Origin of the sequence: Pseudomonas sp. SF2 (assembly GCF_036858055.1) — a bacterium.
Taxonomy (GTDB): Bacteria; Pseudomonadota; Gammaproteobacteria; order Pseudomonadales; family Pseudomonadaceae; genus Aquipseudomonas.
The window spans coordinates 73,011-85,494 of sequence record NZ_JAMBDI010000018.1; the positions used below are offsets into that span (position 1 = coordinate 73,011).

The 12,484-nt window shown below is 62.5% G+C and carries 9 protein-coding genes; 4 read left to right on the plus strand and 5 right to left on the minus strand.

All coding sequences use genetic code 11. The features are described from left to right. Positions 1–28 precede the first annotated feature (28 nt). From M2S36_RS11930 to M2S36_RS11950, 5 genes are all read right to left on the minus strand, one after another. A complete protein-coding gene (locus M2S36_RS11930; protein WP_207834738.1) occupies positions 29–1,639 on the minus strand; it encodes an ABC transporter substrate-binding protein in 1,611 nt (536 codons plus the stop codon). A 77-nt stretch (positions 1,640–1,716) separates the two neighbouring features. Next, on the minus strand, positions 1,717–3,096 hold the full coding sequence (locus tag M2S36_RS11935) for an OprD family porin (RefSeq protein WP_063911341.1): 1,380 nt from the start codon (positions 3,094–3,096) through the stop codon (positions 1,717–1,719). 219 nt (positions 3,097–3,315) lie between these two features. Continuing rightward, positions 3,316–4,908 carry an ABC transporter substrate-binding protein gene (locus M2S36_RS11940; RefSeq protein WP_233687257.1) on the minus strand — a complete coding sequence of 531 codons (1,593 nt, stop codon included), beginning with the start codon at positions 4,906–4,908 and terminating at the stop codon, positions 3,316–3,318. A gap of 146 nt (positions 4,909–5,054) precedes the next feature. Next, positions 5,055–6,680: an ABC transporter substrate-binding protein gene (locus M2S36_RS11945; RefSeq protein WP_207834734.1), complete on the minus strand. Its 1,626-nt coding sequence runs from the start codon at positions 6,678–6,680 to the stop codon at positions 5,055–5,057. Positions 6,681–7,064: 384 nt separating this feature from the next. After that, complete coding sequence (locus M2S36_RS11950) at positions 7,065–7,781, minus strand: SIMPL domain-containing protein (RefSeq protein ID WP_015269044.1); 717 nt, start codon at positions 7,779–7,781, stop codon at positions 7,065–7,067. A 201-nt stretch (positions 7,782–7,982) separates the two neighbouring features. Here M2S36_RS11950 and M2S36_RS11955 point away from each other — a divergent pair, with 201 nt between their 5' ends. From M2S36_RS11955 to M2S36_RS11970, 4 genes are all read left to right on the plus strand, one after another. After that, positions 7,983–9,239, plus strand: coding sequence for an ATP-binding protein (locus tag M2S36_RS11955; protein WP_087502527.1), 1,257 nt, complete (start codon positions 7,983–7,985; stop codon positions 9,237–9,239). Then, positions 9,239–9,799, plus strand: a complete 561-nt coding sequence (locus tag M2S36_RS11960) for a response regulator transcription factor (RefSeq protein WP_025337806.1) — start codon at positions 9,239–9,241, stop codon at positions 9,797–9,799. The genes M2S36_RS11955 and M2S36_RS11960 overlap by 1 nt, the downstream gene beginning before the upstream one ends. A 263-nt stretch (positions 9,800–10,062) precedes the next feature. Continuing rightward, positions 10,063–11,004 (plus strand): AEC family transporter, encoded by a 942-nt coding sequence (locus M2S36_RS11965; RefSeq protein WP_207834732.1) that lies wholly within the window; start codon positions 10,063–10,065, stop codon positions 11,002–11,004. A gap of 56 nt (positions 11,005–11,060) precedes the next feature. Beyond that, positions 11,061–12,419: an amino acid permease gene (locus M2S36_RS11970; RefSeq protein ID WP_207834730.1), complete on the plus strand. Its 1,359-nt coding sequence runs from the start codon at positions 11,061–11,063 to the stop codon at positions 12,417–12,419. Positions 12,420–12,484 lie beyond the last annotated feature (65 nt).

Below are 12,484 nucleotides of genomic sequence, written 5' to 3' on the forward strand. Positions count from 1 at the left end.
GTGTGGGTTGCCGGCGGTCGTTGTTGTTCTACTTCACCTTGGTGGTGGCGAAGTTGTTGTTGGTCAGAGGGTTGATCACGTAGCCCTCCACGTTGTCACGCATGGCGGTGAACATCTTTGGATGGGCCATGCTGATCCAGGGTTGGTCGTCATCGTACACTTTCAATGCCTCGTTATAGAGCCTTGCACGCTCGTCGTTGTCGATGACTTCGCGGGCGCGGCTGATCAACTCCTGGAACTTAGGGTTGCACCAGCGCGCATAGTTCTCGCCGCTTTTGGCGGCATCGCAACTGAGCAGCGGGCTGAGGAAGTTGTCCGGGTCGCCGTTGTCGCCGGCCCAGCCGGTGGACACCAGGTCGGCCTCGCCTTTCTTGGCCCGGCGCAGCATTTCGGCCCACTCCATCACGCGGATGTCCAGCTTCAGGCCGATCTGTTTGAGGTCGGCCTGCAGCATCTCGGCAGACAAACGCGGGTTGGGGTTGGTCGGGCCGCCGCCGTTGCGCGTGAACAGGGTGATTACCGTACCTTCGGGCACGCCCGCCTGCGTGAGCAGATCGCGCGCCTTGGCCAGGTCGCGGGGCGGGTTTCTGTTCTCGTTGTTGTAGCCGATCATGGTCGGCGGGTACGGATTCACGCCGACCAGTGCATTGCCTTTGCCGAACAATTGGTCGACATGGGTCTGGCGGTCGAAGGCCATGTTGATGGCTTTGCGCACGCGAACGTCGCTCAGGTATTTGTGTTCGGTGTTCATCGAGATGTAACCGGTGACCAAGGCCTCGATCTCCTCGACCTTGAGTTTCGGGTCCTGCTTGATCGACGGTACATCATCGGGCTTGGGATAGAGTGCCACCTGGCATTCGTTGGCGCGCAGTTTCTGCAGGCGCACGTTGCTGTCGGTAGCGATAGCGAAGACCAGCGCATCGGCAGGCGGCTTGCCGCGGAAATAGTCCGGGTTAGGCTTGAAGCGAACCTGGGCATCCTTGTTGTAACGCTGGAAGATGAACGGGCCGGTGCCGATTGGCTTGCTGTTCAACTCGGCAGCCTTGCCGGCCTTGAGCAGCTGGTCGCCGTACTCGGCGGAGTAGATCGAGGTGAAGCCCATGGCCATGTCGCGCAGGAATGGCGCTTCCGGTCGGTTAAGGGTAATCACCACGGTGTGCTCGTCGGCTTTGCTGACCGACTTGAGCAGGTCCTTGAAGCCCATGCTCTCGAAGTACGGGTACCCGACGCTGGTCTTGTCATGCCATGGATGGTTCGGATCGAGCTGGCGATTGAGGCTCCACAGGACGTCATCGGCGTTGAAGTCGCGGGTGGGCTTGAAGTAGTCGGTAGTGTGGAACTTCACGCCCTGGCGCAGGTGGAAGGTGTAGGTCAGGCCGTCTGCTGAAATGTCCCAGCGCTCGGCCAAGGCCGGCTGGACTTCGGTGGTACCGGGCTTGAAGTCGACCAGGCGGTTGAATACCGTCTCGGCCGAGGCATCGGCGGTAACCGCAGTGGTGTACTGGACGATGTCGAACCCTTCCGGGCTGGCTTCGGTGCACACCACCAGCGGTTTGGCCGCCAGTTGCGTGGCGCTGCCCAGGACCAGCGCTGCCAGGGCTAGGCGCAGCGGCAGCGATTTCATGAAAGCTTTCTGCATGGGTTGAAACTCCCTGCTTGCATTGATTCCAGCGTAGCCGCCACGGCCCGCAACGAAGCGGGCCGTGGCGCCGGCCGTCAGAGAATGTTGAATGGAATGGTGGTCACCACCCGGAACTCATCCAGGCTGCCATCGCCCTGGGCCTTGCTGGCGCGGTGCGCGGTGTAGGTGGCGCGGATGCTGGTGTCTTTCAGTGGCCCGCTCTGCACCGCGTAGCTGGTGCCGATGCCCCACTCGTAGTGGGTTTCGCCATCCAGGCCGTTCACGTCGTAGGCGGTGCCGCGGTAATGGGTACCGTCGATGCCCCAGCCGCGGGCGTTGTACAGGTTGAACTTCAGGCCCGGCACGCCGTACGGCGCCATGTTCAGCACGTAGGAGATCTGCAGCGACTTCTCGTTGGGGCCGTTGAAGTCCGACAGCAGCGAGTTGGCCAGGTAGATGCCGTTGGTTTCGTGCAGGTAGTCGAAGTACTCGTTGCCGTTCACCTGCTGCCAGGAGGCGCTGAGGGTATGGGCCTGGTGGGTCAGACCGAGCGACAGGCTGTAGGTGTCGTTGTCGATCTCGCCCATCTTCTTGCTGCCGGCGTCGACGGTCTTGTAGTAGTTCAGGCCAGTGCTCAGGCTGAGTACAGCGCTATCGCCGAGCACGTGGTTGGCGCCGAAGTAGTACTGGTTCCAGAAGTCGTCGACCTTGGTGGCGTACAGGCTGGTGCTCAGGCTCTTGAATGGCTGGTAGTTGATACCGGCGGTGCTGGCGCGGTCGGTTTCCACGCCGGTGGCACTGTACTCGCTGCGGAACTTGCTGAGGCTCTGTTCGGTACGCGGCGAGACGCGGTCGAAGGTGCCCAGGTCGAAGCTCAGGTTGTCGAATTCGGCACTGTGCAGGAACGCGCCCTGGAAGCTCGACGGCAGGGCGCGGTTACCAATGTAGGCGATCATTGGTGTGTCCACCGACTGGCGGCCGACGGTGAGGGTGGTGTTGGACACCCGCGCCTTGACGTTGGCCAGGCCCATCTTGCTCCACTGGCCGATCGGGTCGCCGTCGCTGTGGGTCAGGGTGCGGTTGTTGGGGCCGGCGACGGCTTCGCGGCTCTGCTGCAGGGCGATGGCGTTGTAGCCGGCGGCTTCGACGGCGAAACCGACGGTGCCCTGGGTGAAGCCAGAACTGTAGTTGAGGATGGTGCCCTGCACCCAGTTCTCGCGGCTGTGGGTGTCGTGGCGGGTGCCGTCGCTCTTGTAGTACTTCCACAGCGGGGCGCGTGCGGCGCGTTCGCGGGCGTACCAGTTACGGGTGCTGCCGGACAGGCTCTGGCCGTCGATGAAGCCACTGGCCTGCTCCTGCTCGCTGCTGCCTTTGAGGGTAATGGGGATGTAGTCCTGGCTTTGCGGGTCGGCCTGGGCCACGGTGGATAAGGCACTGATGGATAATGCCAGTGCGGTCAAGGTGAATACTCTCAAGGTTAAAGCTCCCTTTCTTTTCTAGTTATTGCCGGCCTTGTGGGCCGGGTGATTGCTGCGGTGTTGCCAGGGTTGCCCGGGGTCGCCGGGCTGAATCGGGGTGTTGTGTTGGCCCTTTCGCGGGTAAACCTGCTCCCACAGGGGCACCACAGGTTTCGGCATGTGCGCCGTACCTGTGGGAGCGGGTTTACCCGCGAAGAGGCCCTTGAGGGTTAAAGATCAGTCGACACTCACACCGGAAAAATCATTGCGCCCGAACGGGCTGACCTTGAACCCGGAAACCTTGACGCTCAGCGGTTGGTTGACCGTGGAGTGCGCCACCGGGGTAATCGGCACCTGTTGCTTGAGCCGCTGCTGGGCCTGCTGGTACAGGGCGGTGCGCTGCGCGCGGTCGGTGACCTGCTTGGCCTGCTTGACCAGGCTGTCGTACTGCGGGTCGCACCATAGCGAGTAGTTGTTGCTGCCGATGGCATCGCAGTTGTAGAGGGTTCCCAGCCAGTTGTCCGGGTCGCCGTTGTCCCCGGTCCAGCCGATCAGGGCGATATCGTGCTCGCCGCTTTTCATGCGCTTGAGGTACTCGCCCCATTCGTAGCTGACAATGCGCACCTTGAAGCCGAGCTTGCTCCAGTCGGCCTGGAGCATTTCCGCCATCAGCTTGGCGTTGGGGTTGTACGGGCGCTGCACCGGCATGGCCCACAGGGTGATCTCGGTACCCGGCTTGACCCCGGCCTGCTGCAGTAGCTGCTTGGCCTTTTCCGGGTCGAAGGGCGCGTCCTTGAGGCTGTCGTCATAGGACCACTGGGTCGGCGGCATGGCGTTGACTGCCAACTGGCCGGAGTCCTGGTACACGGCCTGGATGATCGCCTGCTTGTTCACCGCCATGTCCATCGCCTGGCGCACTTCCAGGCGGTCGAACGGTGGGTGTTGGGTGTTGTAGGCGATGTAGCCGAGGTTGAAGCCCGGCTGCTGCTGCACCTGCAGCTTGCTGTCGGCCTTGAGCGCCGGCAGGTCGGCGGGACGCGGGTGCAGGGTGACCTGGCACTCGTTGCGGCGCAGCTTCTGGATGCGCACCGAAGGGTCGATGTTGATCGAGAACACCAGGTTGTCGATCTTCACCTCCTGGGGTGCCCAATAGGCCTTGTTGCCCTTGTAGCGGATCTGCGAATCCTTTTGATAACGCTGGAACACGAACGGCCCGGTGCCGATCGGTTGCTGGTTGATGTCGCTGGGGCGCCCGCTGGCCATCAGCTGTTCGGCGTATTCGGCAGAGAGGATGGAAGCGAAGCTCATGGCCAGGTTCTGGATGAACGCGGCATCGACCTTGTTCAGGGTAAAGATCACGGTCAGTGGATCGGCTTTCTCGACACGGGCGATGTTCTTGTCCAGGCCCATGCTGATGAAATAGGGGAACTCGGTCGGGTAGGCCTGGCGGAACGGATGGTTCTTGTCGAGCATGCGGTTGAAGGTGAACAGCACATCGTCGGCGTTGAAGTCGCGGCTCGGCGTAAAGGCCTTGTTGCTGTGGAACTTCACCCCTTCGCGCAGGTGGAAGGTGTAGCGCAGGCCATCGTCGGACACCTGCCAGCGGGTCGCCAGGGCAGGGTGCACGGCGGTGCCGCCGCGCTCGAACTCGACCAGGCGGTTGTAGATCGGTTCGGCGGCGTCGTTGTCGGTGGCGCTGGTGTACTGCGCGGTGTCGAAGCCGGCGGGGCTGCCTTCGGAGCAGAACACCAGATTGTTGGCCAGCAGGGCCGGCGATTGGCTGATCAGGCCCAGGGCCAGCAGGGCGGAAAGGCGGGTGGTATGGCGCATGGCAAGTCCTGTTACGGCTGTTTGCGCCGCCTCGGGGTACGAATGGCGGCAACAGTTCGCCGACCCCGCTGCGGGTAGCGGCGGGACGACATGAAGAGGTGGCGAGGTTGGCGGGCACCCGCCGTTTAGCGGGTGCCGTAGCTAGGCTATTTGTCCACGCTGACGCCGTAGAAGGAGTTCAGGCCGAACGGGCTGATCTTGTAGTCCTTCACCTTGACGCTCATGGGCTGGTACACGGTGGAGTGGGCGATCGGGGTGATCGGCACCTGCTCCTTGAGGATGTGCTGCGCCTTTTGATACAGCTCGGTGCGCTTGGCCTGGTCGGAGGTGGCCTTGGCCTGCTTGATCAGGTCGTCGTAGGGCTTGTAGCACCACTTGGAGAAGTTGTTGCCGCTCATGGCATCGCAGCCGTACAGGGTGCCCAGCCAGTTGTCCGGGTCACCGTTGTCACCGCTCCAGCCGATCAGCATGGCGCCCTGTTCGCCGCCCTTGGAGCGCTTGATGTACTCGCCCCATTCATAGCTGACGATCTTTGCCTTGATGCCGACCTTGGCCCAGTCGGATTGCAGCATCTCGGCCATCAGCTTGGCATTGGGGTTGTACGGGCGTTGCACCGGCATGGCCCACAGGGTGATTTCGGTGCCTTCCTTGATGCCGGCTTCCTTGAGCAGCTGTTTGGCCTTTTCGGGGTCGAATGGCGCGTCCTTGATACTGTCGTCGTAGGACCACTGGGTCGGCGGCATGGCGTTGACCGCCAGCTGGCCGGCGCCCTGGTAGACCGACTCGATGATCTTTTTCTTGTCCACGGCCATGTCCAGCGCCTGGCGGACTTTCAGCTGGGCCAGCGGGTTGGCCTCGTTGCTGCCCTTGATCTTGTCCATCACGTTGTAGGCGATGTAGCCGAGGTTGAAGCCGGCCTGGTCAGGCATCTGCAGCTTGGGGTCCTGCTTTAGCGGCTGGATGTCGGCCGGACGCGGGAACAGGGTGACCTGGCACTCGTTCTTCTTCAGCTTCTGCATGCGCACCGAGGCGTCGGTGGTGATGGCGAAGATCAGGTTGTCGATCTTCACGTCGTCGGGTTGCCAGTAGTCCTTGTTGCCCTTGAAGCGGATCTGCGCGTCCTTCTGATACTTGCTGAACACGAACGGGCCGGTGCCGATCGGCTTCTGGTTGATGTCGGCGGCCTTGCCGTCCTTGAGCAACTGGTCGGCGTATTCGGCGGACTGGATCGAGGCGAAGCTCATGGCCAGGTTCTGGATGAATGCGGCGTCGACTTCGTTGAGGGTGAACCTCACCGTGTGCTCGTCGAGCTTCTCCAGCCTGGCGATGTTCTTGTCCATGCCCATGTCGGTGAAGTACGGGAACTCGGTGGGGTAGGCCTTGCGGAACGGGTGGTCCTTGTCGAGCATGCGGTTGAAAGTGAACAGCACATCGTCGGCGTTGAAGGTGCGGGTGGGCTTGAAGTAGTCGGTGGTGTGGAACTTGACCCCTTCGCGCAGGTGGAAGGTGTAGGTCTTGCCGTCATCCGACACTTCCCATTTGGTCGCCAGCCCCGGGATGACGGCAGTGCCGCCACGTTCGAACTGGGTCAGGCGGTTGAACACGGTCTCGGCCGAGGCGTCAAAGTCAGTCCCTGTGGTGTATTGCCCCGGGTCGAAGCCGGCCGGGCTGCCTTCGGAGCAGAACACCAGGTTCGATGCGGCGAGGGCCGATGGTGCGCCAGAGAGCAAGCCTGCACCTAGCAGGAACGGAAGGACTGCGTGTTTGAGCATGGTGGCCTCATTTTTGTCATTTTTCGATTGAGGTGGCCTCGTGAGCCGACCTGCGGATACTTATGCAGGGGGCGTTCCCAATGCAATATGGGGACGGATGATTGGCGTCAGAAAAGTGGTACGGGCGTACATGGATGTCGCATTGGTATAACTTTCAGCGAAGTTAAACGTTTGCGCGGGCAAAATGATGGCTTTTTGCGGGATGTTTCTGGGCGAGGGAAGTTGTAGGAAGCACCTTTTTAGTGCGTAGGAAAGGTCTGAAACCCTGAATTTGACGCGATCCCTGTGGGAGCGGGCTTGCCCGCGAACACGGGCGAAGCCCGTGCCATCCACCGCGGTGTCGTCTCGCGGGTAACCCGCTCCCACAGGTATTTCGTGGATCTGTTAAGGCATCTGCACTTCAATCAGGCCATCGGCATTCATGCTCACTTCACTGGTCCCGGCCTCGATATCCGGCGCCGGTGCCGACTCATCAGCCCCCATGGCCTTCATCGCCATCGGCGCACTGCGCAGGTACGGGCGTGGGTAACCGCTGCTGTTGAGGTTCAGGCTGACCACTTTGTAACCCTTGCCACCCAGCGCCTCGGTAGCCAACTGCGCGCGCGCCTTGAAGGCATCCACCGCATCCTTGAGCAGTGCATCCTCGCTGGCCTTGCGCGTGGCCGGGGCGATGGAGAAGTCCATGCCACCCATTTTCAGCTCTTGCAGCAGGTCGGCGGTCAGCTGCGACAGGGCCGGGAAGTTGGCGCTTTCCAGGCGCAGCTCGGCACGTTCGCGCCAGCCGGTAATCTTCTGGCCCTTGCTGTCATACACCGGGTAGCTGTTGCGGCTGCCCTGGCTGATCTTCACGTCCTTGACCTGGCGCGACTGCTGTACGGCCTTGTTCATGGTTTCGGTGATCTGCTTGGCGAGCTTGCCCGGGTCGGTGTTCTGCGCTTCGCTGTACAGGGTCACGACCATCAGGTCGCGTGCCACTTCCTTGCTGACTTCGGCGCGCAGCGAGACCTGGTTGTAACGCGGCTCATCGGCAGCCAGCGCCGGCAGGCTGGCGAGCAGGCCGCAGGACAGGATCAGGGCGGTGCCGCGACGTGGGATTTGCATGTGATACTCCTTGGCAATATAAGGCGTGGGTTCTGGTCATCCATTCCACGCATGGCCCATCAGACCGGCAACAGTGTAGTGGGTTCAAAAGTGCCATCATCAACCTGTGACAAAGTGTGGCGCTTTGCCGCATCGCTGCAGCGAGGCGCCCGGCTTCGGTATACTCCAGCCGATTTTCTGGAGCACTCATCAGGAGAGCTCATGCTCGCCGCCGTACAACCGCTGTCCGCTACCCGTCAGAATCTCTGGCGCCTGACCATCATTCGGGTCCTGGTCCTGGCTGCCCAGGCCGGCTCCGTGGGCGTCGCCTACTGGACCGAACTGCTGCCCTTGCCCTGGCTGTCACTGGCCGGCACCCTGGCCTTGTCTTCGCTGCTGTGTGCCTTCACGGCCCTGCGCCTGCGCCTGTCGTTGCCGGTCACCGAACTGGAGTATGCCCTGCAACTGGCCTGCGACCTGCTGATCCACAGTGCCTTGCTGTATTACTCCGGCGGCTCGACCAACCCGTTCGTGTCGTATTACCTGGTGCCGCTGGCGATTGCCGCAGTTACCTTGCCGTGGCTGTATTCGCTGATCCTTTCCGGCATTGCCCTGACCGCCTACAGCCTGCTGCTGGTGCAGTTCTACCCCCTCGAAGGCCTGCCGATGGCGCGGGACAAGATGCAGGTGTACGGCATGTGGCTGAGTATTGCCTTGGCCGCTGCAGTGATTACCTTCTTTGCCGCACGCATGGCCGAAGAGCTGCGCCGCCAGGAGCAGCTGCGTTCCGAGCGGCGTGAAGAGAGCCTGCGCGACGAGCAGCTGCTGGCCGTGGCCACCCAGGCCGCCGGTGCCGCCCATGAGCTGGGCACGCCGTTGGCGACCATGAGCGTGCTGCTGAACGAAATGCGCCAGGACCACGCCGACCCGCTGCTGCAGGAAGACCTGCAGATCCTTCAGGACCAGGTGAAGCTGTGCAAGGAAACCCTGCAGCAGCTGGTACGCGCCGCCGAAGCCAACCGCCGCCTGGCCGTGGTGGAGCAGGACGTGACGGCCTGGCTGGACGAAGCGCTCAACCGCTGGCACCTGATGCGCCCGGAAGCCAGCTACCGCTTCCAGCGCCTGCGCGATGGCCAGGTGCCGCGCCTGACGCCGCCGCCGGACCTGACCCAGGCGCTGCTGAACCTGTTGAACAATGCCGCCGATGCCTGCCCCGATGACCTTGAAGTGCGCCTGGACTGGGACACCCATGACATCGTCATCAGCATCCGCGACCATGGCCCCGGCGTGCCGCCGGCCATCGCCGAAGCCATCGGCAAACCCTTCATTACCACCAAAGGCAAAGGCTTCGGCCTGGGCCTGTTCTTGAGCAAGGCCAGCGTGACCCGTGCGGGCGGTTCGGTGAAACTCTATAGTCATGAACAGGGTGGCACCCTGACCGAACTGCGCCTGCCCTATGGCAAGCGAGGAGATGAATGATGAGCGAAGAAAACCAGGTCGAAGGCGAAGAGCTGCCGCACCTGTTGCTGGTGGATGACGATGCCACCTTCACCCGGGTCATGGCTCGTGCCATGAGCCGCCGCGGTTTCCGCGTGAGCACTGCCAGCTCTGCCGAGGAAGGGTTGATCCTGGCCCAGCAGGACCTGCCGGACTACGCCACACTGGACCTGAAGATGGACGGCGACTCCGGGCTGGTGCTACTGCCCAAGCTGCTGGAGCTGGACCCGGAAATGCGCGTGGTGATCCTGACCGGTTACTCGAGCATTGCCACTGCGGTGGAGGCGGTCAAGCGCGGGGCCTGCAACTACCTGTGCAAGCCGGCCGATGCCGATGACGTGCTGGCGGCGCTGCTGTCGGAGCACACCGACCTGGACACCCTGGTGCCGGAAAACCCGATGTCGGTCGACCGCCTGCAGTGGGAGCACATCCAGCGCGTGCTGAACGAGCACGAGGGCAATATCTCGGCCACCGCGCGGGCGCTGGGCATGCACCGACGGACCTTGCAGCGCAAACTGCAGAAGCGCCCGGTCCGGCGCTGATTCAGTACTGACTGTACTGGCCTCTTCGCGGGTAAACCCGCTCCCACAGGTATTTCACAAGCCTCAAGACTTGTGCAGTACCTGTGCTCCCACAGGTATTTCACAAGCCTCAAGACCTGTGCAGTACCTGTGGGAGCGGGTTTACCCGCGAAAGGGCCGTAACTGACAGAAACTTCTCTTTATCACCCCGCGATCCCCGCAAGTCCCGGCCGTTGGCGTATCATTAGCCCCCTAACGGCAACCCCCTCCAGGATCGCTTGCGCATGCTCGCCCTTCTTATCCAGACACTGAACATCACGGCCCCGGTCTTCGCCATGCTGTTCATGGGCATGCTGCTCAAACGTATCCGCCTGATCGACGACAATTTCAACCGCGTCGCCTCGCAGCTGGTGTTCAACGTGTGCATGCCGGCGCTGCTGTTCCTCGGCATCTACCACGCCGACCTGGCCACGGCGGTCAAACCCGGCGTCCTCCTCTATTTCATCGTCGCCACTCTGGTCGGTTTCGCCATTGCCTGGGGCCTGGCCATCTGGCGCAGCCCGCGGGCAGACCGGGGCATCTATACCCAGGGCGCATTTCGCGGCAACAACGGTGTGATCGGCCTGGCGCTGGCCGCCAGCCTGTACGGCGACTACGGCATCTCCCTGGGGGCGGTGCTCGCCGGCCTGGTCATCCTTCTGTACAACTCGCTGTCGGCAGTGGTGCTGGCGGTGTACAGCCCGGACCTTAAGTCCGACCCGTGGAGCATCTGCAAGAGCATTTTCAGCAACCCGCTGATCATCAGTGTGCTGGTGGCCACGCCCATGGCCTACGGCCAGGTGCCGCTGCCCAACTGGCTGCTGACCTCGGGCGACTACCTGGCGCAGATGACCCTGCCGCTGGCGCTGATCTGCATCGGCGGCACGCTGTCGCTGGCGGCGCTGCGCGCCAGCGGCAGGCTGGCCATCGACGCCAGCCTGGTGAAGGTGGTCTGGCTCCCGCTGTTAGGCACCCTCGGCGCCTGGCTATGCGGCTTCCGTGGGGCCGAGCTGGGCATCCTGTTCCTGTATATCGGCAGCCCGACCGCAGCGGCCAGCTACGTCATGGCGCGGGCGGCCAAGGGCAACCATGAGCTGGCGGCGTCGATCATCGTGATTACCACGCTAATGGCGGCGATCACCACCAACATTGGCATTTTCATCTTGCAGTGGGGCGGATGGATCTAGATCCTTGACTGCAAACAACACAAAAAACACAGCCTCACTGAGCTAAAGGACACTTCATGCAAGACCAGAGCACGCCCGAGCGGTTACAGCGCGGGCTGAAGAATCGCCATATCCAGCTGATCGCGCTGGGCGGGGCCATCGGTACCGGGTTGTTCCTGGGTATCGCCCAGACCATCCAGCTGGCCGGCCCCTCCGTGCTGCTGGGCTATGCCATTGCCGGCCTGATGGCTTTCCTGATCATGCGCCAGCTCGGCGAAATGGTGGTGGAAGAGCCGGTGGCTGGCAGCTTCAGCCACTTCGCCCACCAGTACTGGAGCGAGTTCGCCGGCTTCGTCTCGGGCTGGAACTACTGGGTGGTGTACGTGCTGGTCGGCATGGCCGAGCTGACGGCGGTGGGCATCTACGTGCAGTACTGGTGGCCCGGCTTCCCCACCTGGGCCACGGCGGCGATCTTCTTCGTGGTGATCAACCTGATCAACCTGACCCAGGTGAAGGTCTACGGCGAGATGGAGTTCTGGTTCGCCCTGGTCAAGGTGGTGGCCATCGTCAGCATGATCGGCTTCGGCGCCTGGTTGCTGACCAGCGGCCATGGCGGCCCGGACGCCAGCGTGGCTAACCTCTGGCAATACGGCGGCTTCTTCCCCAACGGTGTCACCGGCCTGGTGATGGCGCTGGCGGTGATCATGTTCTCGTTCGGTGGCCTGGAGCTGGTGGGTATCACCGCTGCCGAGGCCGACAACCCGCGCCAGAGCATCCCCAAGGCCACCAACCAGGTGGTGTACCGCATCCTCATCTTCTATATCGGTGCCCTGGCAGTGCTGCTGTCGCTGTACCCGTGGCAGAAGGTGGTGCAGGGTGGCAGCCCGTTCGTGATGATCTTCCACGAGCTGGACAGTGACCTGGTGGCAACCATCCTCAATATCGTGGTGCTGACGGCCGCGCTGTCGGTGTACAACAGCTGCGTGTACGCCAACAGCCGCATGCTGTTCGGCCTGGCCAGCCAGGGCGATGCACCGCGTCAGTTGCTGAAGGTAAGCCGTAGCGGTGTGCCGCTGACCGCGCTGGGCGTGTCGGCTTTCGCCACCGGGCTGTGCGTGCTGATCAACTACCTGATGCCGGGTGAAGCCTTTGGTTTGCTGATGGCCCTGGCGGTGTCGGCGCTGGTGATCAACTGGGCGAGCATCAGCATTACCCACCTGAAGTTCCGCAAGGCCAAGCTGGCGGCCGGGATTAACCCGTTCTACAAGAGCTGGGGGCACCCGGTTACCAACTACCTGTGCCTGGCATTCATCGTGCTGATCCTGGTGGTGATGTACCTGACCCCGCCGATTCGCATTTCCGTGATGCTGATCCCGGGGTGGATCCTGGTGCTGTGGGTGGCCTTCAAGATGAAGAAGGCTCGCCAGGCCAGGTAGGTAACACAGTACTGGCCTCTTCGCGGGTAAACCCGCTCCCACAGGATTACGCAGGCTCCGAAAGC

Coding starts and splice junctions, on each gene's coding strand:
- M2S36_RS11940 (WP_233687257.1), bottom strand. CDS start 4,908: ATGCGCCATACCACCCGCCTTTCCGCCCTGCTGGCCCTGGGCCTGATC.
- M2S36_RS11970 (WP_207834730.1), top strand. CDS start 11,061: ATGCAAGACCAGAGCACGCCCGAGCGGTTACAGCGCGGGCTGAAGAAT.
- M2S36_RS11955 (WP_087502527.1), top strand. CDS start 7,983: ATGCTCGCCGCCGTACAACCGCTGTCCGCTACCCGTCAGAATCTCTGG.
- M2S36_RS11950 (WP_015269044.1), bottom strand. CDS start 7,781: ATGCAAATCCCACGTCGCGGCACCGCCCTGATCCTGTCCTGCGGCCTG.
- M2S36_RS11960 (WP_025337806.1), top strand. CDS start 9,239: ATGAGCGAAGAAAACCAGGTCGAAGGCGAAGAGCTGCCGCACCTGTTG.
- M2S36_RS11945 (WP_207834734.1), bottom strand. CDS start 6,680: ATGCTCAAACACGCAGTCCTTCCGTTCCTGCTAGGTGCAGGCTTGCTC.
- M2S36_RS11930 (WP_207834738.1), bottom strand. CDS start 1,639: ATGCAGAAAGCTTTCATGAAATCGCTGCCGCTGCGCCTAGCCCTGGCA.
- M2S36_RS11965 (WP_207834732.1), top strand. CDS start 10,063: ATGCTCGCCCTTCTTATCCAGACACTGAACATCACGGCCCCGGTCTTC.